The sequence below is a fragment of the Psychrobacillus sp. 05T411 genome (assembly GCF_056396485.1).
Window position 1 is genome coordinate 23,648 of record NZ_JBFTLO010000023.1, and the last position, 22,614, is coordinate 46,261.

At 38.8% G+C, this 22,614-nt stretch carries 23 protein-coding genes and 1 riboswitch; of the genes, 16 read left to right on the forward strand and 7 right to left on the reverse strand.

Annotation, left to right across the window (positions count from 1 at the left end):
* Position 1: 1 nt before the first annotated feature.
* From AC1DFT_RS15685 to rluF, 4 genes are all read right to left on the reverse strand, one after another.
* Positions 2 to 355, reverse strand: coding sequence for an ArsR/SmtB family transcription factor (locus AC1DFT_RS15685; protein WP_478159704.1), 354 nt, complete (start codon positions 353 to 355; stop codon positions 2 to 4).
* Positions 356 to 778 (reverse strand): SRPBCC family protein, encoded by a 423-nt coding sequence (locus AC1DFT_RS15690; protein ID WP_478159706.1) that lies wholly within the window; start codon positions 776 to 778, stop codon positions 356 to 358.
* 101 nt (positions 779 to 879) lie between these two features.
* On the reverse strand, positions 880 to 1,599 hold the full coding sequence (locus AC1DFT_RS15695) for a DUF6904 family protein (protein ID WP_478159708.1): 720 nt from the start codon (positions 1,597 to 1,599) through the stop codon (positions 880 to 882).
* A gap of 22 nt (positions 1,600 to 1,621) precedes the next feature.
* Positions 1,622 to 2,326 (reverse strand): 23S rRNA pseudouridine(2604) synthase RluF, encoded by a 705-nt coding sequence (gene rluF, locus AC1DFT_RS15700; protein ID WP_478159750.1) that lies wholly within the window; start codon positions 2,324 to 2,326, stop codon positions 1,622 to 1,624.
* 94 nt (positions 2,327 to 2,420) lie between these two features.
* Here rluF and AC1DFT_RS15705 point away from each other — a divergent pair, with 94 nt between their 5' ends.
* The 4 genes from AC1DFT_RS15705 (at position 2,421) to AC1DFT_RS15720 (ending at position 5,212) form a co-directional block, all read left to right on the forward strand.
* On the forward strand, positions 2,421 to 3,383 hold the full coding sequence (locus AC1DFT_RS15705; protein WP_478159710.1) for a DUF4003 family protein: 963 nt from the start codon (positions 2,421 to 2,423) through the stop codon (positions 3,381 to 3,383).
* A 54-nt stretch (positions 3,384 to 3,437) separates the two neighbouring features.
* The gene (locus tag AC1DFT_RS15710; RefSeq protein WP_478159712.1) at positions 3,438 to 3,911 is read left to right on the forward strand and encodes an acyl-CoA thioesterase; all 474 of its coding nucleotides are present in this window, start codon (positions 3,438 to 3,440) and stop codon (positions 3,909 to 3,911) included.
* A 19-nt stretch (positions 3,912 to 3,930) separates the two neighbouring features.
* Positions 3,931 to 4,308 carry a hypothetical protein gene (locus AC1DFT_RS15715; protein ID WP_478159714.1) on the forward strand — a complete coding sequence of 126 codons (378 nt, stop codon included), beginning with the start codon at positions 3,931 to 3,933 and terminating at the stop codon, positions 4,306 to 4,308.
* Between the two features lie 97 nt (positions 4,309 to 4,405).
* Entirely contained in the window at positions 4,406 to 5,212 is an 807-nt protein-coding gene (locus AC1DFT_RS15720; protein ID WP_478159716.1) for a hypothetical protein, read from the forward strand.
* 30 nt (positions 5,213 to 5,242) lie between these two features.
* On the opposite strand, the gene AC1DFT_RS15725 is transcribed toward AC1DFT_RS15720, so the two are convergent.
* From AC1DFT_RS15725 to AC1DFT_RS15735, 3 genes are all read right to left on the reverse strand, one after another.
* Positions 5,243 to 6,337, reverse strand: a complete 1,095-nt coding sequence (locus tag AC1DFT_RS15725; protein WP_478159718.1) for an RtcB family protein — start codon at positions 6,335 to 6,337, stop codon at positions 5,243 to 5,245.
* 17 nt (positions 6,338 to 6,354) lie between these two features.
* Positions 6,355 to 7,317, reverse strand: a complete 963-nt coding sequence (gene corA / locus AC1DFT_RS15730) for a magnesium/cobalt transporter CorA (RefSeq protein WP_478159720.1) — start codon at positions 7,315 to 7,317, stop codon at positions 6,355 to 6,357.
* 124 nt (positions 7,318 to 7,441) lie between these two features.
* Positions 7,442 to 8,938 carry a BCCT family transporter gene (locus AC1DFT_RS15735; protein WP_478159722.1) on the reverse strand — a complete coding sequence of 499 codons (1,497 nt, stop codon included), beginning with the start codon at positions 8,936 to 8,938 and terminating at the stop codon, positions 7,442 to 7,444.
* A 217-nt stretch (positions 8,939 to 9,155) separates the two neighbouring features.
* A riboswitch (SAM riboswitch) is annotated at positions 9,156 to 9,256 on the forward strand.
* 94 nt (positions 9,257 to 9,350) lie between these two features.
* Here AC1DFT_RS15735 and AC1DFT_RS15740 point away from each other — a divergent pair.
* From AC1DFT_RS15740 to rsgA, 12 genes are all read left to right on the forward strand, one after another.
* Positions 9,351 to 10,451, forward strand: coding sequence for a 5-methyltetrahydropteroyltriglutamate--homocysteine S-methyltransferase (locus tag AC1DFT_RS15740; RefSeq protein WP_478159724.1), 1,101 nt, complete (start codon positions 9,351 to 9,353; stop codon positions 10,449 to 10,451).
* 550 nt (positions 10,452 to 11,001) lie between these two features.
* Positions 11,002 to 11,415 carry a hypothetical protein gene (locus tag AC1DFT_RS15745; protein ID WP_478159726.1) on the forward strand — a complete coding sequence of 138 codons (414 nt, stop codon included), beginning with the start codon at positions 11,002 to 11,004 and terminating at the stop codon, positions 11,413 to 11,415.
* A 186-nt stretch (positions 11,416 to 11,601) separates the two neighbouring features.
* Positions 11,602 to 12,426: a M55 family metallopeptidase gene (locus AC1DFT_RS15750; protein ID WP_478159728.1), complete on the forward strand. Its 825-nt coding sequence runs from the start codon at positions 11,602 to 11,604 to the stop codon at positions 12,424 to 12,426.
* A 14-nt stretch (positions 12,427 to 12,440) separates the two neighbouring features.
* Positions 12,441 to 13,376, forward strand: coding sequence for an ABC transporter permease (locus AC1DFT_RS15755; protein WP_478159730.1), 936 nt, complete (start codon positions 12,441 to 12,443; stop codon positions 13,374 to 13,376).
* On the forward strand, positions 13,376 to 14,323 hold the full coding sequence (locus AC1DFT_RS15760) for an ABC transporter permease (protein WP_478159732.1): 948 nt from the start codon (positions 13,376 to 13,378) through the stop codon (positions 14,321 to 14,323). The genes AC1DFT_RS15755 and AC1DFT_RS15760 overlap by 1 nt, the downstream gene beginning before the upstream one ends.
* A 36-nt stretch (positions 14,324 to 14,359) precedes the next feature.
* On the forward strand, positions 14,360 to 15,373 hold the full coding sequence (locus AC1DFT_RS15765; RefSeq protein ID WP_478159752.1) for an ABC transporter ATP-binding protein: 1,014 nt from the start codon (positions 14,360 to 14,362) through the stop codon (positions 15,371 to 15,373).
* Positions 15,374 to 15,419: 46 nt separating this feature from the next.
* Entirely contained in the window at positions 15,420 to 17,075 is a 1,656-nt protein-coding gene (locus AC1DFT_RS15770) for an ABC transporter substrate-binding protein (RefSeq protein WP_478159734.1), read from the forward strand.
* A gap of 56 nt (positions 17,076 to 17,131) precedes the next feature.
* Positions 17,132 to 18,055 carry a S66 peptidase family protein gene (locus AC1DFT_RS15775; protein WP_478159736.1) on the forward strand — a complete coding sequence of 308 codons (924 nt, stop codon included), beginning with the start codon at positions 17,132 to 17,134 and terminating at the stop codon, positions 18,053 to 18,055.
* A 15-nt stretch (positions 18,056 to 18,070) separates the two neighbouring features.
* The gene (locus AC1DFT_RS15780) at positions 18,071 to 19,153 is read left to right on the forward strand and encodes a mandelate racemase/muconate lactonizing enzyme family protein (protein WP_478159738.1); all 1,083 of its coding nucleotides are present in this window, start codon (positions 18,071 to 18,073) and stop codon (positions 19,151 to 19,153) included.
* 11 nt (positions 19,154 to 19,164) lie between these two features.
* Positions 19,165 to 20,088, forward strand: coding sequence for a C40 family peptidase (locus tag AC1DFT_RS15785; protein ID WP_478159740.1), 924 nt, complete (start codon positions 19,165 to 19,167; stop codon positions 20,086 to 20,088).
* A gap of 11 nt (positions 20,089 to 20,099) precedes the next feature.
* Positions 20,100 to 21,062 carry an ABC transporter ATP-binding protein gene (locus AC1DFT_RS15790; RefSeq protein ID WP_478159742.1) on the forward strand — a complete coding sequence of 321 codons (963 nt, stop codon included), beginning with the start codon at positions 20,100 to 20,102 and terminating at the stop codon, positions 21,060 to 21,062.
* 244 nt (positions 21,063 to 21,306) lie between these two features.
* On the forward strand, positions 21,307 to 22,362 hold the full coding sequence (gene rsgA, locus AC1DFT_RS15795; RefSeq protein ID WP_478159744.1) for a ribosome small subunit-dependent GTPase A: 1,056 nt from the start codon (positions 21,307 to 21,309) through the stop codon (positions 22,360 to 22,362).
* Positions 22,363 to 22,614 lie beyond the last annotated feature (252 nt).

Sequence of the window (22,614 nt, forward strand, 5' to 3'; positions counted from 1 at the left end):
TTCAATCGGTCTTTTTATTATTTTTACTATCTTCTCCATCATTTTCTACTACATACTTCAGTTTAGATAACTTATTATTCCAGAATTGATCGTAGTAAGAAAGCCAATCTTTTAACTCTTGAAATGATTCTGGTTGTAGTCGGTATCTTTTTTCTCTACCGACCTTTTGCCCGCTTATTAAATTGGCTTCTGATAGTATATGGAGATGCTTTGCGACTGCTGTTCGACTCATCGGAAAATGGGAAGTAATTTCTGCTATTGGCAGCTCCTGATGAGCAAGCAATTTTAATACTTCTCTCCGTGTTGGGTCAGCTATTGCTTGAAACACATCATATTTTTGGGCTGAAGAAGACAATTAATTTTCAACAGCCTTACGCAAGCTTTTCTGAACAAGACCCATCCAACCTTGGGACATTGTATCATGAATAATAGCACTTTTTTGATTTGCTTTTGTGATGATTGCATCCGGTTGTTTCCAGCCACCGTGAATAAGCGTAAACTCTGTTTGATCCCCTAATTCTTTTAAAATAAAAGAAACAAACCAACCATCTATATCCCATATGAATGAAAGCTTATTAGGAGCATTTACTTCCGTCACTTTGCAAGGAGCTGGTCCGAAAGGTGATTGAATATGAAATTCATAACCTTCTTCTAGTTTAAAGTCGTTCGGCATTAACCATGAGGCAATACCTTCGGATGTAGCAACGGTATCCCATACTTTTTGAATCGGCGCATTTAAAATGACTGTTTGTGTAATATCTTGTAAAGTATTTTCCAATGGTTTCCCTACTTTCTTCCCAAATAATATGAAACCTTTTAGTTTCACTTTATTTATTATATGAAACCATTTGGTGTTATGTCAAGTTGCGGATATTCGTATTACCATTCAATATTTTCTGGGTACTCGACATGTACCTTCAGTTCATGGATTGACATTTTTGTTCTATTTGCCTCAGCTAGTACCTGTTGTTTAATAGAATGATATTCTTCATTATCCACTATAATATTTTGGACAATAGCTGCAAAAGACTGTAAACGCTGCTCTTTTGACATATTGATATAAGACAAATTTAACATATCAATATATTGGATTGCATATTCTTCTACAGTTGTGCCCGGAGAGAGTAAAGCGGAAAGAATTACTGAATATGCCTCTTTGGACATGTTTTCTTGTAATCCCTCCGCAATAATGGACTGAAATTTTCGTGCATTTACTAAATGCGTATCAATTTCCGTAGTATGTTCGTATTTTAAATAAAGTTTAATAAAATCGTTCATTGCTAAAAATGCGAAAATAAGTTCCGGCCAAAGTATTTCCGTAGCAAAATAAATATTGTGGTTCGGTGCGATAAAATTATGTGTTTTCATTACTTCTTTGGGCAAGCCATTTGCAACAAATTCCACCTTACGTTCCCCACGAGAGGCGTGCCGCAAATTGTAGGCAATACTTAGTAGACGTATTCGGGCGCCTTGCCATTCGAAATATCGACCTTCTTCTCCCAATAAATGATAAATAGAAGAGCAAGTTTCATCTAAGTCCCAAAAGTCGCCACTAATGCTTGCGCCGGTTAAATTTTCCGTATTTTTTAGTAATAACATGTAAACACCTCCTGCTATTCTATTACCGTTTTGGTGAATAGTTAAGCGTCGAAAATAATTCTTTTTTTTCGATTGGAGTCAAGTCTCTCCATTCCCCAATGGCAAGACCATCTATTGTGATGTTCATGATTCGAATACGTTGCAATCGTTTAACCGTAAAGCCAAGTGCAGAGCACATTCTTCTAATTTGTCTATTTAGACCTTGTGTCAATGTAATGTTAAACATGTTTGGGCCTAATTTTTTTACTTTACAAGGAAGGGTTTTCGTACCGAGTATATTTACTCCAGCAGCCATTTTAGTTAAAAATGTATCCGTAATTTTTTCATTGACTGTGACGATATATTCTTTCTCATGCCCTTTTTCAGCTCGCAGAATTTCATTGACAATATCACCATCGTTCGTTAATAGAATAAGACCATCTGAGTCTTTATCTAATCGCCCAATATGGAAAATGCGAAGTGGATGATTCACATAGTCGACGATGTTTCCTTTAATATGTCGCTCCGTAGTGCTAGTGATACCAACAGGCTTATTTAAGACGAGATAGACTAGTGGTTGTTCTACAACAATCGGTTTTCCGTCTACTTGTACATCATCGCCAGCTTCTACCTGGCTACCTAACTCCGCTTGCTTTCCATTTATCATGACTCTACCATCTGTAATCCACTTGTCTGCGCCTCGGCGAGATACAATGCCAGCTTCACTTAAAAATTTATTTATACGTATGATTGCCACCTACTTTTATTAGTTAAAATAATTATATCAAAGCGTGAAACCATTATAGTGCAAATTACGTAAAAAAGAAAAGGAGTGAGCGAAGATGACGGTAAATGAAAAAATCGAAAGAACATATAATGCACTTAAAAAAGTTTTGGGCTGGACGGTAGATAAAAGAGTAACATTATCACTTGCGGGGTATTATGTAACATTAGAGAGAGAATTTAACGACAAGAGATATCATGAAATTTCAGCCCATATTAAAAAAAGTGCAGGTATGTTTAGTCCATTACGTTCTCACTTACATCCTCTTTTCGTATCCACGCTAGATGTAAGTGACATGGAACCAAATCAAGCAGTAGATTTACTTATAGAAAAAGCAGAAGCGTTAAAAGCAGCTTCTTTTAAGATGAATAGCTACACGTATTTAGCTGCGTTAATGATGTCTGATAACAAAGAGAAATGGCCAGAAGAAATAAAAGGTGCAGAGCAATTGATGGCAGATATGAAAAAGCATCACCGTTTTTTAACATCTACAGATGACTATCCTTATGCAATGTTTTTAGGGAAGCTAGACGGTGACACTGCCCTCCGTGCGGAAACGATGAACAAGTATTACAAAGAATTAAAAAATCATAAGTTTTACACGGGAAATGAATTGCAATGGATGTCCCAAGTATTAACGTATACGAGTCCCAACTACGAAGAAAGTTTAATACAGAGAGCAGTTATTATTCGGGACGGGTTAAAGACTGTTAAAATAAAAACATCTGCGCCACAATATCCGATTATTGGATTTATGGCCGCACTAAAATTAGAGGAAGACCAGCTAAATGAAATCGTGACTACTTACCAATCAATCGCAAGTATGAAGTTGTTTTCCTGGTATAAAGAGTCGGCATTGCCTATAGCGTTTGGACTTTCCTTAAGATCGTCACAAGACATATATGCAACAGCAGCCATTTCGATGGCAACTTCTCTCGAAATTATACTGCAAGCACAACAAGCGATGATGATTTCTACCATTGCAGCAACGAGCGTAGCAACGACTTCCAGTTCTAATTAACCATCATGGTATACTAACAAAGAATAGAAACAGACGATTAAAGGAGCAATAAAGATGAATACAAACCCGATGAGCCAATCTAGAACAATCCAGTCCCATTTAGTCCTCCCACCAGACACAAACCACCATCAAACGATTTTTGGTGGAAAAGTACTTGCTTATATCGATGAAATTGCAGCAATTACTGCAATGAAGCATGCAAAAGGTGCGGTAGTAACAGCATCAATCGATTCAGTGGATTTTGTTTCTTCTGCAAAGGTTGGGGATGTAATTGAGCTAGATGCCATTGTTTCTTCAACTGGCCGTTCTTCCATGGAAGTATATGTACGTGTAACATCCTTGAATGTTCTAACGGGGGAAGAAAAGTTAACAACCGAGTCTTTTGTAACGATGGTTGCTGTGGACGAAAATAACAACCCGATTCCTGTACCAGGCATTCATCCGGAAACAAAAGATGAAATTCGCTTATTTGAAACGGGACCTGCAAGACGCTTACATCGTAAACAACGTATGGAGATGAGATACTAGCAGAGTAGGAAGTGATCGTATGCTAAAGCAAATCGACGAACTTTACAAATTTATCCTGATTATACTGCTCGTCGTTTATTTGATCAATTCTATTTATTTAAAGGAACTGATGCTCACATTTATCATTATAGGCCTTGTGATTATTTTGGAATTCGTAAAACATCGACATCGCATTAAGCAACTGACATTCTCACAGCTTGCTATTATCGGAGTTGTGCTACTCTCAGGCGGTGCAGGTACCATCTATTTACTCGTGTTGTTTCAGATTTTTTTAGAGCCTTTATCTATACCATCTGGTCTGGAAACAGGGTTATTAATCTTGTTTGTGCTCGTATGTTTATATGGATTAGGATATTTTTTGAAAAGAATATTTGGGCGAGCAATCGAGAATCGATAAAATCTCCTTTAGAAGTTATGAAAAGATAGCTTCTAAAGGTTTTTTTTGTGAAACTATACAGAATGTTCAATCGTATGTAATGGTAGAGGTGTTGCAAATGAAGCATATATATGAACGGACAGCAAAGTATACGAAGTTAGGTTCATTATTAACATTAGTTATTTATTTGGTGCTAGTCATTATTTTTCGTGATGTTATGTGGAAAGATCTCGAGTCTCATTTTATGACAGGATTTGCAGTATGCATGCTGTTAGGTACTTCTTACTTTTTTCAACTTGCAGCAGAAAAGTTGCCAGATGAAAAGAAAATAGATAGCAAATATTATTCTCTCGATTTTCCAGTTAATGAGCTAAACTTTCAAAATGATGTAACGCTCATTCCTCATAGTTACTTAGTTTCCCATACAGGAGAACAGCTTTACACAATTACACCGACAGAAAATGAACCGCTCAAGCGTAAGTTAACTACCTTTGCTATTTTAAAAAGTGGATTGTTTTTTCCAATTACATATGATTTGATGACAATGGATGGGAAGGTCGTTAGTCAATTTTCTATTCGAAACAAATTCAAATTTATGCAGATGAGCGTATATGACCAAACGAACACACTTATTTCTACGGTCGTCATGCCAATTGCTTCCGTTAAAAATAGAGCGGTTATTTTCGATGCGAATAATGAAAAAATGCACGAAATGAAAGCGAAAAGTGCATACGGAGATATTGATGTAAATAGTTTTGAAGGAAAACGCTTGGCCACGTACCGTTTTGGGATGTTTCCTTATGCGACACACCCAGCATTTGAAGCACAAGCAATGAACACACATATATCACTAGCTTCGGATTTATCCCATATAGAAAAACTAACCTTTACCGCGTTGTTTTACTACTGGACTGCCATTCAATAAGGAGCTGACATTGTATTGTCAGCTCCTTCATTAATGCGCTTTATAGTTATAAATTGGTTTAATCACTTCCAACACATCTACAGTATCCTCAATATGAGCAAGTATATCTTGCATATCTTTATAAGCAAATGGCGATTCATCAACCGTACTCGCTACAACAGAAGTGCTCCATACATCCTTCATCGAATCTTGAAAATCTTCCAATGCAATTAGCTTTCTTGCTTGGGAGCGGCTCATAATACGGCCTGCACCATGTGAACCAGAATAATTCCAATCAGGATTTCCTTTTCCACGACAAATTAATGAACCATCTCGCATGTTCATCGGAATAATGACAATTTCTCCATCTTGTGCAGAAATTGCACCTTTCCGTAGAATCATATTATCTAAATCGATATAATTATGAATCGTGTCGAATGCTGATTCTATCTTCCAGTTCATACCCCTGCATATAACATCGACCATCGTTTTTCGATTAAGTGCTGCGTACTTTTGTGCTATAGAAAGATCCCATAAATAATCTTTCATATTTTGACCCTCTACATAGGCTAAATCTTTCGGAACAGCATTCCCTAGAGATTGGTGGGCAACTTGCTGATAATGTTCTGCAATTTGTTTTCCTAAATTTCTGCTACCTGAGTGGATGACTAAATAGATACTGCCATCTTTTCCTTCATTCAGTTCGATAAAATGATTTCCGCCGCCAAGTGTTCCTAAGCTCAAGCGAGCACGGCTTTCATTAACCGGAGCGGCAACTTCTGCAAATGGTATTTCTATTGTATGACGATGTTCTTTATTTCTAACTCTTGTTCCGCTCGGGACATTTTTCTTAATCGTTTTATCAAGGATATCGAAATTTACATCTTCTTTTTTAATTTCTAGTTTTGCACAAATCATCCCGCAACCTAAGTCGACACCAACAAAGTTAGGTACCACTTTGTCGGAAATTGTCATCGTCGTTCCAACAGTGCATCCTTTTCCTGCATGAAGATCTGGCATCATTCGTATTTTCGAATCTTGTAGAAAGGAAAGACTACAAAGCTCCTCTACTTGATGCTTTGCTGTTTCTTCTATTGTATCCGTAAAAACAACTGCATGATTAAATGTTCCTTTTATTTCTATCAAAATTTCACCTCCATAAGTTAGTTTTTAAATAAGTTAAACCAGCCTTTATATTTAAACCAAGCAAGCATTGATACTGCAATGATTAACATAATACCAAGTACAATAAAATAGCTATAAGACCATTCAAGTTCTGGCATATTCGTGAAATTCATCCCATACACTCCAGCGATAAATGTCAAAGGGATGAAAACGGTGGAAACAATTGTTAAAATCATCATAATTCTATTCATATGACTCGAGTTAATGGACATTTGACTATCTCGTATGTCGGCTGTCAACTCTCTATTCGATTCCACCATATCCGCAAGTTTTAATAGATGATCGTAAATGTCACCAAAATATGCTTTTTCTGTCTGTTGCAAATCGACACGTTCGGAATTCATCACCCGATAAAGCAAATCCCGCATCGGAAGAATAGTACGACGCAATCTGAGCAAATCGCTCCTAAGGTCAAACACTTGATCCAAAGATAAATGGTACACATCGGATGATAATTTATCTTCTATTTCGTTTAAATAATCTTCAATTTTATAGACAATGGGAAAATATGCATCCACTACTTTATCAACAATATGATACGCTACATGCATTGCTCCGCGGTCCCAGCCTTTTGGGTTTTGCACAATACGTTCGCGTGCTTGATCTAATTCGTGCATAGGAGGAAAGTGGAAAGACACTACAAAGTTTTGTCCAACAAATAAGTTCAGTTCTTCTGCTTCAAGCGTCTCTTCGTTAAATGTATGCAACACAAAAAAAGAATGTCCATCATAATGGTCCACTTTTGGTCGCTGAAGTCGGAACAAACAGTCTTCAATTGCCAGTGGATGAAAATGAAAAAAGGAACTAAGTAAAGTTTCCTCTTCTTTTGTAGGTTCACCAATATCTACCCAATACCATTCAAACTTGTTTTCTGTAATATCTTCTAGTTGGAAATCACTTATTATTTTTTGATTGCTTGCTTTTCCAATTGTTCGAATCATCCTAAAACCCCCTTGCAGCATTTATTATCTCATAATCAATTCTATGTATTCAAAAGTATGCCGTTTTTTTTAAAGAAAAATGTAAAATGCCAAGGGGAAATGAATAATCCTTGGCATTTTAATATTATTTCTTTTTAATTTTCATCAGTTTTGCTTCTTTTTTTAACCCCATCATTAAAGAGGCAATCATGAGAAGCATGACGAAAGAAAATGGTAAAGCAGCAATAATGATTGTATTTTGTAAAGCTGTGAGACCATTAACAGACAGCAAAACGATAGCAATGACTGACAAGGTGATTCCCCAAACAAGTTTCACTTTATTTGGTGGGGTTAATGAACCATTAGTTGATAGCATACCGAGAACAAAAGTTGCGGAATCGGCCGATGTGATGAAAAAGCATGCAATAAGTATCACGGCAAAAACCGATATAATGGTCGCCATTGGCATTGCATGAAACATTTCAAATATAGTCAACTCAGTAGATGCTTTCGCTAAATCGGCAATACCTTCTTTTTGCATATTGATAGCAGTGGAACCGAATGCAGAAAACCAAATTGCTCCAAGTAACGTAGGTGCAACCAATACGGCAGTAACGAACTCTTTAATCGTTCTTCCTTTTGAGACACGAGCTATAAACATACTGACAAATGGTGCCCATGAAATCCACCAAGCCCAATAAAAGATGGTCCAAGCTTCGAGCCATTCGCGATTAGTCGCGCTGAGTGGTGCTGTACGGAAACTCATTTGAACAATATTGGATAAATATCCTCCAAAAGAGTCCGTGAACATATCAAAAATGAGTAATGTAGGACCTAGGATAATAACAAAACCAAGTATTGCTAGTGCTAATACTAAATTTGTATTCGATAAATATTTAATTCCTTTACTTAAACCGGACCATGCAGAAGCAAGGAATAGGACCGTTACGATAGCGATAATAATTACTTGAGTAAAGATACCAATCGTCCACCCGAAAAGATAGTTTAAACCTGCATTAATTTGAACGGCACCGAAGCCGAGTGAAGTAGCCACACCAAAAGCAGTAGCAAAAATAGCAAGGACGTCGACCAGTATGCCCAATGGTCCTTCCATCTTCTTACCGAAAATTGGTTTTAATGTTGCTGATATTAACCCAGGTTCATCTTTACGGAACTGAAAGAAGGCAAGGGATAAACCTACAACTCCATACATAGCCCACACGTGAAATCCCCAATGGAAGAAAGTATAGCGTAGAGCCTCTTTAAAAGCTGCAGCTGTGTTTGGTTCCGCTGTTGCTGGATCGATTGCATAATGCGATAAAGGCTCGGCAGCACCATAAAAAACGAGTCCAATACCCATTCCAGCAGAAAACAGCATAGAAATCCATGTGACTGTTGAAAACTGTGGACGATCTGTGTCTTTTCCTAACCGGATCTTTCCGTATGGACTGAAGATAAAAAATATACTAAGTGCTAACATGAATGTCATTAGTAGCATGTAGTACCAACCAAAGGAAGATGCAACAAAGCTTTTGATGGCTGTGGTGATTTCCTCAAAGTTTTCGGGCCAAATTGCTCCATATCCAGCAGCTAAAATGATTAAGCTCATAGTGATATAAAATGTAATAGATAGTTTTTTCATACTTCCCCCTCGTAGAATGAATAATTTAAATGGTTTACTATACTAATAAAACACTGTGAAATCAAATGATATCAAGGGTTCCGTTTCTTCAAAATCATACCCGAAATAAGAGGATTTGAAACAATTAAAGGCAACTAAATAAAAAGATTATTCGAAAATTAGTATTGACAGAATAAACTAAATAATGTAAGGTAATAGTCAATCAAATAAAACAACTTTCTTATCAAGAGAGGAGGAGGGACTGGCCCTACGATACCTCAGCAACAGGCTTTTTGTACTGTGCTAATTCCAGAAGCGTTTTATGCTTGAAGATAAGAAGAGAAAAATCACTGGTGACGTGTAAACCTCTTCTTGTTTCTAAGAAGGGGTTTTATTTGATTTCCAATTCAAATTTAGGGAGGAAGAAATCATTATGACAACTAAAACAGCAATTGCAGCACCATTCAGAGCGGATCACGTAGGGAGTTTATTAAGACCTGAAAGTTTACTTCATGCAAGAAAAGACTTTAAAGCAGGGGCTATTACGAAAGAACAATTAAAAGAAATAGAAACAATAGAAATTAAACGCATTGTCGACAAACAAATTGAAGTTGGATTGGAACTTGTAACAGACGGTGAATTCAGACGTGGCTGGTGGCATCTAGACTTTTTAGAGCATCTAAATGGATTTGAAGGGTATGTACCGGAAAAAGGATATCAATTCGAAGGGGTAGAAACAGACAAGTACGAAGTGCGCAATATCGGCAAAATCTCGTTCAACCCAGACCATCCATTTATCCAAGACTTTATCGAGTTTAACAAAATCGTAGATGGTCGCGCAGTTGCAAAACAAACGATTCCAAGTCCAAACCAGTTATTCCACCCGGGTATACGTGATGAAAGTATTTACCCGGACGTAGAAGAGTTCGCAAAAGATATTATTAAAGCTTACCAAGACGCTATTCAAGCATTTTACGATGCAGGGGTAAGATATTTACAAATAGATGATGTATATATTGCGGGTCTATCCTCACCAGATCTTCCTTATAAAGAAGGAGAAAGAGAGTTTTTAATCGACCTTGCACTTCGTGTAATGAACGGAGCATTGGAAAACAAACCAGCTGATTTAGTAGTGACGACTCATCTATGCCGGGGAAATTACCAATCGACTTGGGCATTCGGGGGAAGTTACGCACTAATCGCTCCAACGTTTTTCGCAAAAGAAAAAGTAGATGGATTCTTCTTAGAGTATGATGACGATCGATCAGGCGACTTCAAGCCACTTGAACATATTMCAAACGGCGGAGCAAAAGTGGTTCTAGGTGTTTTCACATCGAAAAATGGAGAACTAGAAAATAAAGAAAATATTATCGCACGTGTCAAAGAAGCATCTGAGTATGTGCCACTGGATCAATTAAGTATTAGCCCACAATGTGGCTTTGCTTCTACACATCATGGTAATAAGTTAACAGAAGAGCAACAGTGGGAAAAACTAAAATACATCGTAGACATTTCAAAAGAAATTTGGGGTTAATGAAGGGCAACACCTCGTTATTAGCCAATTACCCATTTGTAAGGCTAGAACGAGTAAATATAAAATACTTTCTTTCCTAAAGGTCTCATTTGATCGAGTAGGAAAGAAAGTTGAAAATTGCAAGACAACACCACACACATGAACATAGGAAGTATGAAAAGAGCGCAATCTTATGAGGCGTTCTTTTTTATATTAAGCGCAATCTTGAGATAGTGCGTCGCAAGCAAACGTAATAAATCCAATAAATGCCTAAGGGCAACTAATCGGGTATTGAAAGCAACCAGTTCTATTCGGAAAGCAACTAAATCAACGCGAGAGCAACCAGATTCGTACGAGAGCAACCAAATTGCCAATGAAAGCAATCATTTCTCAAAATAACGGGTTTACTTGTTATTGAGATGACTATGGCACCGACGCATTTTCCCTTAATTGTGCAAACTATCCTTAATAAAGGAATTTTTTTATTTGCAGTGAACTGAGATGTTTGTCTAGTTTGTTAGCCGGTCTTTTGCATCTACTAGTATAAGTGCAAGAAGGAGGTGATTTAATCATGAACCAAAATCGTCATTCATGTAGTTCATGCGGGCAAAAACAACAATGGGGACACCAACCATGTGGTTGTGGGCAAGTATCACCATGGCAACAACCACCAGCTCAACCAATAGTATGTCCTCCACAATATCGGATGCGGGATTCATTTTTACCAAGAATGCAGCCTGTGATTCATCCAATTGTGAATGTAAACAGAGAACATATTGTTAACGTGCCTCAACATTTCTGGACTGAAACAAACCGAAATGTAGTTGTGAATCCACCTCAGCAAGCTTTCCCGATGCAACAAGGAGGATTCCCACAACAGTTCCCGATGCAACAAGGGGGATTCCCACAGCAATTCCCAATGCAACAAGGTGGGTTTCAACAACCTTATGGACAACAGCAATTCTTTCCAGGGCAACCTAGATAATTAATGCCTAAACGTACCTATTTGCGATTAGCAAATGCATTTTAAGTGCATTTGCTTTTTTTGCTTATTTTACCTTTTATAATAGTTTGACATGTTGTAATTTTCAATCTATTTTGATAGAGTAGTAATTATTCAGCTTTTGGAAATGTTTATCCAAAAAGAAAAAGGATATGGGGATGATGCGTGATGAAACTTTTTGTTTCAATAGATATGGAAGGGATTACAGGCTTACCGGACTATACATTCGTCGATTCTAGTAAGCATAATTATGAACGTGCACGACGTATAATGACGCAGGAAGCAAATGCGATTGTGGAAGGAGCTTTATCAAGCGGCATAAAAGAAGTTCTAGTAAACGATAGTCATTCGAAGATGAATAATATTTTGATAGAAGAGCTACATCCAGAAGCGTCTTTAATAACAGGCGATGTGAAACCGTTTTCAATGGTGCAAGCCTTAGATGAATCATACATAGGAGCAGTATTTGCTGGTTATCATTCAAGAGCTGGACAACCAGGAGTAATGAGCCATTCGATGATATTTGGCGTAAGAAATATGTATATAAACGATGTGGAAATTGGTGAATTGGGATTGAATGCATATGTAGCAGGTCACTTCGGTGTACCAGTTATTATGGTTGCTGGGGATGATGGAGCGTGTAGAGAGGCAGAGGCACTGATTCCCGGAGTTATCACTGCTGTAGTGAAAGAATCTATTTCTAGATCTGCTGTTAAAACATTGCATCCACAAAAAGCACATGCATTATTAAAAGCAAAGGTTGCTGAAGCGATAAGTAATCACGAACAAATAAAACCTCTCGTACCACCAAAGGCTCCAACGTTACGGATTGAATTTGCTAATTATGGTCAAGCGGAATGGGCAGCACTTATGCCAGGTTGTGAAATCATAGAAGAAACAACAATCGTCGAGTTCGAGGCGAAAGATATATTAGAAGCATATCGTGCGATGCTTGTAATGGTAGAGCTAGCAATGCAAACGAAATTTTGTTAAGGGGGAGTTTGCCTATGACGAAGTATATTATTAAACGTTTTCTCATGATGATTGCAACAATTCTTATCATTTCTACCTTAACATTCGTATTAATGCACTCCATCCCGGGTTCTCCATTCGACGAGGAGCGTACTTCTAATCCAACTATTCAAGCCAATTTAGAGAAATTTTATAAACTAGATGAACCAATGCATGTTCAGTATTTATATTATTTAAAGTCGATTGTGACTTTTGATTTTGGACCTTCCATTAAAAAACCAAACGAGTCCGTGAATGAGTTGCTTGCAAGAGGATTTCCAATCTCGTTTGAGCTCGGTATGCTCACCATACTAGTCGCATTATTGTCCGGAACTATTTTAGGAACGCTTGCGGCCCTCCGGCATAATGGCATTATAGATTATTTAGCAATGACCTTTGCGGTAGTTGGCATTTCCGTACCAAACTTTGTTTTAGCGACATTGCTTATACAACAAGTTGCCGTAACTTGGGAGTTACTCCCAGCTGCGACATGGAGTAGCCCTTTGCATATGATTTTACCGATTCTTGCTCTAGCAACAGGGCCAACTGCAATTATTGCTCGTTTAACGAGATCTAGCATGCTAGAAGTACTAACCCAGGATTATATAAAAATGGCTCGTGCAAAAGGCCTTTCACCAGTTCGAATTGTCGTCAGGCACGCATTAAGGAATGCACTTATGCCTGTTGTAACCATTATGGGGACGATGCTCGCAGGTATTTTAACTGGAACTTTTGTTATTGAAAAGATTTTTGCGATTCCTGGAATGGGAAAATATTTTGTAGAAAGTATTAATAATCGTGACTACCCAGTAATAATGGGATCTACCGTATTTTATAGTGCATTTCTCGTGTTCATGCTTTTCCTAGTGGATATTGTATATGGATTTTTAGATCCACGCATAAAATTACATCGAAAAGAGGGGGATGCATAATGACGAACATACAAAATCCGGTATCCCCGTCGACTATTAAAGATGAATGGTTCCGTCCCAAACAGAAAGAACGAGGAAAGGCAGAGTCTGTTGTAAGACCCTCCTTGTCTTATTGGCAAGACGCTTGGAGGAGACTCCGCAAAAATAAGCTTGCAATGGGTGGACTAGTATTCCTAGTTTTACTTATGTTCTTTGCAATATTTGGTCCGATTTTTTCTCCTTACTCCGTAACAGCAACTGACTATCCGAGTCAGAACCAAGCACCATCTGCGGCACATTGGTTCGGTACGGATGAAGCAGGAAGGGATGTATTTACTAGAACTTGGTATGGTGCACGAATTTCCTTATTTGTTGGAATTATGGCAGCCCTTATCGACTTTTTTATCGGAATTATTTACGGCGGGGTTAGTGGTTATAAAGGTGGTCGTACAGATACATTAATGATGCGCGTAGTGGAAGTACTTTACGGATTGCCGCATTTGTTAGTAGTTATTTTACTTATGGTCGTCATGGGAGCAAGCCTAACTACGATTATAGTAGCTCTTACTGTAACCGGATGGGTAGGTATGGCTCGTATTGTTCGAGGGCAAGTACTGCAGATTAAAACGTATGAATTTGTGACAGCATCCAAATCGTTTGGTGCGAAGACTTCTCGTATTATTCGGAAAAACCTACTCCCAAATACGATGGGTCCTATTATCGTGCAAATGACACTTACTGTTCCAAGTGCTATTTTTGCAGAAGCATTCTTGAGTTTCCTAGGTTTGGGTGTTGCAGCTCCTTTTGCAAGTTGGGGGGTAATGGCGAACGATGCATTACCGGTTATTTTATCTGGTCATTGGTGGCGTTTATTCTTCCCAGCACTTTTTATATCCCTGACAATGTTTGCATTTAATGTACTAGGAGATGGTTTACAAGATGCACTTGATCCGAAGCTTAGGAGGTAGGAATTGGTGAATGGGCGAAAGAAAAAAGAAAAGAATATGAAGTCTAGTGAAAAAGTATTACAAGTGAATAATTTACAAATTTCTTTTCGAACATATGGCGGTGAAGTAGAGGCCGTTAGGGGTGTCGACTTTGACTTATATAAAGGTGAAACGCTTGCAATAGTTGGAGAATCTGGTTGTGGGAAAAGTGTTACGTCCAGTGCAATTATGGGGTTAATCCCACAGCCACCTGGCATTATTAAAAACGGAAGTATTTTGTTTAAAGGAAAAGAATTAACGAAGATGTCTAAGGGACAGTTAAGGAAAATTCAAGGTGTCGACATTTCGATGATATTCCAAGATCCAATGACGGCCTTAAACCCGACGTTAACAATTGGGGAGCAGTTAACGGAAGGGTTACGCACGCATAAGAAAATAGGAAAGAATGAAGCGAAGGAAAAGGCAATTGACATGTTGAAGCTGGTAGGAATTCCGAATCCAGAAGAGCGATTAAAGCAATTCCCTCACCAATTTTCAGGTGGTATGCGCCAACGGATTGTAATAGCGATTGCGCTCATTTGTGAGCCACAAGTTTTAATAGCGGATGAACCAACGACTGCATTAGACGTTACCATACAAGCACAAATTTTAGAACTGTTTGAAGAAATTCAGGCGAAAAAAGGAATTTCTATTGTATTAATCACGCATGATCTTGGAGTTGTAGCAAAAATAGCAGATCGTATTGCAGTTATGTATGCAGGAAAAATTGTAGAGATTGGCGATAAAAGAGAGATTTTTTATACTCCTGAACATCCGTATACGAAGGGGTTACTAAACTCAGTACCCCGTCTAGACTTAATGGAAGAAGAGTTGCAACCAATCGAAGGAACACCTCCAGATTTATTTTCACCACCGAAAGGGTGTCCATTTACGGCACGATGCGATTATGCAATGGAAGTTTGTGATCATGTATATCCATTTTCAACTAAGTTATCCGAAACACATGGAGTAGATTGTTGGCTACAAGACGAACGTGCAAAGGTATTGCAAGCACAAGATAGAATCGGATGAGCGCGCGAAAGTGCATTCACATATACAATACAAAGGGGGAACTAGGATGAAGAAATGGTTATCGTTACTTGTAATGGGATTATTCGTACTTATGTTAAGTGCTTGTACAGCTACGGAAAATGCTGGGGAAAAACCAAGCACAGAAACAGAAGGAGAAAAAGAGGAAGCAGGAACAGAAACAGAGACGTCGCCAACAGAAAAAGTACTCTATTTGAATAATGAAAATGAACCAACCTCTTTCGATCCATCGGTAGGGTTTGATGCAGTGTCTTGGAATTCTTTAAATAATCTAATGGAAGGGTTAGTAAGACTTTCAGAAGACCATCTGGCAGAGCCTGCAACAGCTGAAAAAGTGGATGTGTCAGATGATGGTTTAACGTATACATTTACGATTAAGGATGATGCAAAATGGTCTAATGGTGATCCAGTTTTAGCGAGTGATTTTGTGTATGGCTGGCTTCATATGCTTAATCCGGAAACTGCATCTCCAGCAGCTTTTCTTGCATACTTCATCGAAGGAGCGGAAGCTTACAATAGCGGCACTGGGACTGCAGATGCAGTAGCGATTAAAGCTTTGGAAGAAAAAGTGTTTGAAGTGAAACTAAATACACCAACAGAAGCATTTTTAAATATCATCACAAACCCAAGCTTTTTCCCGGTTAATGAAAAAGTAGCAACAGAAAATCCAACATGGTTTGCAGAAGCGGACTCATTTGTAGGGAATGGTCCATTTAAACTAGCAGCGTGGGAGCATGATGTGAGCTTTACATTTGTGAAAAATGAGAACTATTGGGATGCGGATACAGTTAAACTAGACAAAGTAGAGTGGGCGATGATAGACGATTCGAATACAGAATATCAAATGTATAAAACGGGTGACTTGGATATATCGTATGTTCCAGCTGAACTTGCTGATCAGTTAATGAATGACCCGGAACTTAAAAATGAGGACCAAGCAGGGCTATATTTCTATCGTTTCAATACGTCAATGGAGCCATTTACAAATAAAAAAATTCGCCAAGCATTTGGATTAGCGGTAGACCAACAAGAGATGGTGGAATTTGTCACGAAAAATGGGGAAAAACCAGCAGAAGGATTTGTTCCTTATGGATTTATCGGTCCTGATGGCAAGGAATTTAGAGAAACTGCGGGGAAACTAGTAGGTTTTGATGCAGAAAAAGCAAAAACGTTATTAGCGGAAGGTATGAAAGAAGAAGGCTATACAGAACTTCCAGCAGTCACATTAACTTATTCAACTAGCGATTCTCATAAGAAAATTGCGGAAGCACTTCAAAGTAAATTTAAAGAAGTATTGGGAGTAGACGTGGCACTACAAAATGTGGAACCGAGTGTGTTCGGAGCAGAACAAAAAGAATTTAAATATCAATTATCCCGTTCTTCTTTCTTATTTGATTATGCTGATCCAGTGAATGCGCTAGAAAGCTTTATTACTGGTTCATCGATGAACCGTACTACATGGTCCAATGCTGACTTTGATAAACTAATTACGGATATTAAAAATGAAACGGATGAAGCGAAACGCTGGGCTATGCTAATAGAAGCGGATGCATTATTGATGGAAGAAATGCCGATCTTCCCACTTTATTATTATAATCAAGTGACGCTTGAAAAACCGTCAGTATCAGGTATTGTTAGACATCCAGTAGGTTATTTAGACTTAAAATGGGCTGACAAAAACTAAAAAGACGCGGCACTTTACTTAGTGCCGCCCTTTTGTTTTAGAAGGAGAAGATAGAGATGAAAATTCGTCCAAAACGATTACAAAAAGGAGATACGATTGGTATTATTGCACCTTCCAGTCCTCCAAACTTAGAACAGCTAAAGTGTTCTTTGGCATTTTTAGAAGAGCTAGGCTTGTCTTATAAAATGGGGAAACACGTAGAAAACGTACACGGTTATTTAGCTGGTACAGATGAAGAGCGTTTAGAAGATTTACACGAAATGTTCGCGGATCCAAGTATTGCCGGAATCATTTGTGCGGGTGGAGGATACGGTTCTGCTAGATATACCGATAAAATCGATTTTCAATTAATGCATGAATGTCCGAAAATTTTCTGGGGCTACTCAGACATCACTTTTTTACATACAGGTATGAATTTGTACTCTGATATCGTGACTTTTCACGGTCCAATGCTAGCTTCCGATATAGGGAAAGATACCTTTTCCGACTTATCGAAGAAAATGTTCGGACAGCTATTTGAACCGATGGAACTTCATTATACAGAAGCAATATCTCCCCTCGAAAGGCTTTCAGGAGGAGTAGTGAGAGGTGAATTGACAGGAGGGAACTTATCGCTCCTTGCAAGTGGTATTGGAACAAAGTACGAAGTCGATGCAAGAGGAAAATTATTGTTAATAGAAGACATAGGGGAAGAACCATACCGAGTGGATGGCATGCTCAATCAGCTAAGACAGGCGGGTATATTGGAGTCTGCAGCAGGTTTTGTGATTGGTGATTTTAATGACGCAGAACCCAAAAAACGCAAAGTTTCCCTAACACTAGATGAAGTGCTAGATCACTACTTAGCGCATTTAGGGAAGCCCGCTGTCAAAGGATTTAAAATCGGACACTGCGAACCGCATTTTGCTGTTCCACTAGGAGCGGACGCGGAGCTGGATGCAAATAATTTATCACTAGTAATTTTACCGGGAGTTGAATAAAGGAGGGGCGACTAATTGATTATCCAATCTATTGAAACGTTCGACGTAGCTATACCACTTACTAAACCGTTCAAAACAGCATTAAGGACAGTCACTACGGCTTACTCCATCTATGTGAAAATTACTAGTAACGACGGTATTGTTGGATACGGGGAAGCCCCTCCGACACATGTGATTACGGGAGAGTCAATGGCTAGTATTCGGTATGCGATTAATGAAATAATTGCGCCGCAGCTTATAGGGTTAAATCTTTTAGAAAGTGAACGTATCTTTCAAAAACTAAATGGTTCACTAGTCAGAAATACGAGTGCCAAGGCGGCGGTTGATATGGCACTTTATGATTTACTTGCCAGACAAGCTAACCTTCCTTTGTTTCAATTTCTCGGAGGGTTTAGGGATACACTTGAAACTGATTTTACAGTTAGTGTAAATGATCCACAGGAAATGGCGGATGATGCAGAAAGGTATATTAAAGACGGATTTAGTGTGTTAAAAGTGAAAGTCGGTATAGGTGATGTGAAGGAAGATATTGCCCGAATTCATGCTATTCGCAAACGAATTGGATATGACCCAAAACTACGACTGGATGCCAACCAAGGTTGGAATGCGAAAGAAGCTGTACGAGCGATTTGTACGATGGAAGAAGCGGGGCTTGAAATTGAATTAGTCGAGCAACCTGTTCCAGCGCGCGATTTAGAAGGATTAAAGTATGTTACTGACCACACAGAGACGCCAATTATGGCAGATGAAAGTGTATTTTCCGTCTATGAGGCAAAAAAGGTATTAGAAATGCGAGCAGCGGATTTGATCAATATTAAGTTAATGAAATCTGCTGGTATTTATAATGCCATTAAGATTAATGCACTTGCAGAAGCAAATGGTGTTGCATGCATGGTAGGCAGCATGATTGAAACGAAAATAGGAATTACAGCCGCTGCCCATTTCGCTGCTAGTCAGCCAAATATTGAGTACTTCGATTTTGATGCACCACTGATGCTGGCAAAAGATTTCGTTTCTGGTGGGGTCGTCTATGAAGGAAGTCAGATGACGTTTTCAAAAGGGCATGGTCTTGGTATCTCAAGTTTGGAAATCATTTAGGAGGGATTTGGATGGGAGCAATAGCGAGGGAGTGGGTTTGTTCTGTAAAAGTAGCAACGATTTGGACGGAGCCGTCTTCAGCGAGAGAACTGGATACCCCTGGGACATCGAACCCGGTTTTATTGGCAGAGTGGTTGGAAGCATTGACCTATAAAGAGCGACTCGCACTTTGTGATGAAAACCGCATCCAAACCCAGCTACTTTATGGGGAACCGGTGCTTGTAGAAAAGATAGAAGGTGAATGGGCAAAAGTCATTGCTGTGTGGCAACCTTCTAAAAAAGATACTCGTGGATATCCTGGTTGGGTGCCGGTAAAGCAATTACAAAAATCGGTGTCTGTAGATTTCATCGGTGTTGCACGTGTATGTGGTTCGAAAGTGCAACTATGGGATGTAGAGGGGGAACCGTTACTTATCGTTCCGTTTAATACAATCCTACCAGTTATCGCAGAGAATGGATTCGCATTTATTGTTCAAACACCTCATGGGCAAGCACTGCTAACGAAAAAGGATGCTGCATTTGCAGCGTCTACAGAACAATTTGCAAAACGCACTGCAGAAGATGCAGTAACCCTAGGTGAACGTTACTTAGACTTACCTTATTTATGGGGTGGGATGTCAACATATGGCTACGATTGTTCTGGATTTACGTACAATATGCTAAAGGCATGCGGGTATTTAATACCGCGTGATGCAGGTGATCAAGCGGTTAGTGGAGAAGAAGTTTCGCTACATAATCCATCCGCTTGGAAAAAAGGGGACTTGTTGTTTTTTGCAAACGATGAGGGCACTGGTCCAGTTCGGCATGTCGGATTTTATTATGGAAATGGGCAATTATTGCATTCACCTTCAACAGGAAAAACAGTTGAAATTTTGACGTTAGCAGGATCAAAGCTAGAAAAGGAAATTTGTGCAGTGAGAAGATTTGCCGTTTAGGGGGGATTTACATGGCAGAGAAAGTTCTTTTATCCGTACAAGATTTAAAACGACATTTTGAACTCGGGCGCGGTGAAACGTTAAAAGCGGTAGATGGTATTAGTTTTGACATTGTAAAAGGGGAAACATTTGGCCTGGTTGGAGAGTCTGGTTGTGGCAAGTCTACTGCAGGTCGAACGATTTTAGGATTATACAATAAAACGGAAGGTAATGTTCTGTTTGAAAATAAAAATGTCCATGAAATGAACGATAAAGAGCGAAAAGAATACCTCAAAAAGATGCAAATGATCTTCCAAGACCCGTATGCTTCCCTAAACCCAAGATCAACCGTACTAGAGATTATTGCGGAACCAATGGAAGTACATAATCTGTATAAAACGAAAGAAGCATTAAAAAGCAGAGTATATGAGTTACTAGAGGATGTAGGTCTAAATAGGAATCATGCTAACCGCTACCCTCATGAATTTTCGGGTGGACAAAGACAGCGGATAGGAATTGCACGTGCACTAGCATTAGACCCTGAATTCATCATTGCAGATGAACCAATCTCGGCTTTAGACGTTTCCGTTCAAGCACAAGTGGTGAAGTTGTTGCAGCGATTGCAAAAGGAAAAAGGGTTAACGTATTTATTTATTGCACATGATTTATCCATGGTGAAATACATCTCTGATCGGATAGGAGTTATGTATTTAGGACATATGGTGGAACTCACAACAAGTAACCAATTGTATGATGACCCGTTGCATCCATATACACAGGCATTATTATCTGCTATTCCTATTCCAGACCCAGATATCGAGGAATCCCGTGAACGTATTTTGTTGCATGGAGAGCTACCGAGTCCAATCAATCCTCCATCTGGTTGTGTTTTTAGAACGCGATGTGCACATGCCATGTCAATTTGTGCAGACAAAAAGCCTTCCTGGAAAGAACAAGAACCTGGACATTTTGTGGCCTGTCATTTGTATAATTGACATACGACTAAATTTATTGTATTCTGAAAACAACTTAAAGAAAAAGGAGTGAGGCATTATGGCAAATTTAATTTTCAATACACAAATCAGTAAGTTCATGATGTCCCACTCTCAATATATCTAAAAAAGCATCGTTTTTTATGCTCTTCTTTGGATATGCTTCTTTTCTAATGACCGGGAAACCATGATTGCTGATTTGTGCAATCATGGTTTTTTTATTGTCTAAAATTAGGAGGAAGTTAAATTGAATTTAATCGAACAATATGGTTGGAATAATACATGGGAAGAAAAAAAGCAAGGTAATGGAATTGCAGGTCGCGTTCTTTTAGAGCATAAACATTTATATCGAGTTATAACAAATGAAGGAGAATGGCTATGTTCCCTTTCCGGAAAGTTTAAATTTGAGCATGGCCGTGAAGCTTTTCCAGCGGTTGGAGATTGGGTTGTATTGGAACAAATGCCGGGAGAGGAAAAAGGAATCATTCATGAAGTACTTCCTCGAAGCTCTCAGTTCTCGAGAAAAGTGGCTGGCTTAACAATAGAAATTCAGTTGGTCGCAGTCAATGTTGATTATGTATTTCTCGTGATGTCCTTAAATGACGACTTTAATGTCCGTAGATTAGAGCGGTATTTATTGGCAGCATGGGATTCTGGAGCAACACCAGTAGTTGTATTAACCAAAAAAGATGCATGTGACGACTTGGCGTACTATATAAGTGAAGTAGAATCGGTTGCTTTTGGCGTAGATATATTCGCGGTCAGCAGTGTGACAGGGGAAGGGATCGATAATCTAGCGAATCTTTTATCTGCAGGCAAAACAGGAGCACTTTTAGGTTCTTCAGGAGTAGGAAAGTCTTCTTTGATCAATGCCTTGTCCGGTGAAGAAGTAATGGTTGTTAACGATATTCGAGAAGATGACAGCAAAGGCCGACATACAACGACACATAGAGAGCTTACATTACTACCGGGTGGCGGTTTATTAATAGATACTCCGGGGATGCGAGAGTTTCAACTTTGGGATACAAGCGAGGGAGTAAGTGCGAGTTTTAAAGATATTGAAGAACTTGCGGAAGGATGTCGTTTTCGGGACTGTAAGCATGAAAAAGAACCAGGCTGTGCTATACAAGAGGCGATACACACAGGTGCGCTTAAAGAAGACCGGTATAGAAGCTATGTAAAGCTAATGAGAGAGCTTGCTCATATCGAACGAAAAAATGACGTTGCTGCTCGAAAAGTAGAGCGTGATAAATGGAAACAAGTTACGAAAACACAAAGAAGTAATTATAAAAAGAAAAAATAAAAGTTGCGATAGAAAAAATGAAGACTTCCTAACTACTAATCTGTCTGATTAGTAGTTTTTTTTAGGGAAACATAAAGTAGACGGTATGCCGTAGTTTTGGGATACTGCGACGTAGTGCGTTGACTAGTGACCGCTATGATTTTCGCTGCAGGACGGACGCTTTCCGTGGGGTGAGTGATGAGCCTTCACCGCCGCTTGCGCGTACGTTGTGAAGTCTCATCTTACTCAGGTAGAGGAACAAAGGCTAAGAAC